General features: G+C 38.8%; 1 protein-coding gene. It reads right to left on the bottom strand.

Going from position 1 to position 1160, the window contains the following annotated elements; genetic code table 11:
• A partial coding sequence (gndA, locus tag RT405_RS12765) for an NADP-dependent phosphogluconate dehydrogenase (RefSeq protein ID WP_313470182.1) occupies nt 1–1160 on the bottom strand: 1160 nt, incomplete at both ends.

Raw genomic sequence — 1160 nt, 5'->3', positions numbered from 1 at the left:
CACCTGCTTTTACAGCAATCCCAATAACATCACGAACTGCATCTTGATAATTCTTTGTAATGTCCATAAAATAATCATCCAACATTAAATTTTTCAATTCTGGGTTTTTATCATATGCATCTGTAATTTTTTGTAAGAAACGTGCGCGGATAATACAACCTGCGCGGAAAATTTTTGCAATTTCTCCATACTGTAGATTCCAGTCGTATTCTTCACTCGCTGTCCGCATTTGAGCAAACCCTTGAGCGTAACTCATGATTTTACTGAAATACAAAGCTTTACGAATATTTTCTACTAAAACCGCTTTGTCTCCATCAAATGAATACTCAGCTGGCTTTGGTAAAATTTCGCTTGCTGCTACTCTTTCTTCTTTCAAAGCAGAAATGTAACGTGCAAAAACTGATTCTGTGATTAATGGAAGAGGGACACCTAAGTCTAATGCACTTTGTGAAGTCCATTTACCTGTACCTTTGTTCCCTGCACGGTCTAAAATAATATCCACCATTGGCTTACCTGTTTCAGGATCTTTTTTTGTTAACGCATTGGCAGTAATTTCAATCAAAAAGCTGTCTAGTTCACCTTTGTTCCATTCAGCAAAAACTTCTGCCACCTCATCAACTGATAAACCAACTACTTTACGCAATACATCATACGATTCAGCAATTAATTGCATATCTCCATATTCGATCCCGTTATGAACCATTTTAACATAATGTCCGGCTCCGTTCGGCCCAATATAAGTCACACAAGGTTCTCCATCTTCAGCAACTGCGGCAATTTTTTCTAAAATAGGAGCTACTAGATCATAAGCTTCTTTTTGTCCACCTGGCATAATTGCAGGTCCTAGTAAAGCTCCTTCCTCTCCGCCGGAAACTCCTGTTCCAATAAAGTTGATGCCAGATTCGGCTAATTCTTCGTTACGGCGCATAGTATCTTTGAAGAAGGTATTTCCCCCATCAATCAATACGTCTCCAGCATCAAGATGAGGCAAAAGGCCTTGAATTGTTGCATCTGTCCCTTTTCCAGCTTGAACCATCAATAAAATCCGACGCGGTTTTTCTAATGAATCAACAAACTCTTCAATTGTATAGGTAGGAACTAATTTTTTATCTGGGTGTTCTGCCACCACTGCTTCTGTTTTTGATCCAGTTCGGTTAAAA

Source organism: Carnobacterium sp. (assembly GCF_032094055.1).
Taxonomy (GTDB): domain Bacteria; phylum Bacillota; class Bacilli; order Lactobacillales; family Carnobacteriaceae; genus Carnobacterium_A.
Note: the sequence above shows the minus strand (reverse complement) of the source record. Positions and strands in the feature narration are given on the sequence as shown.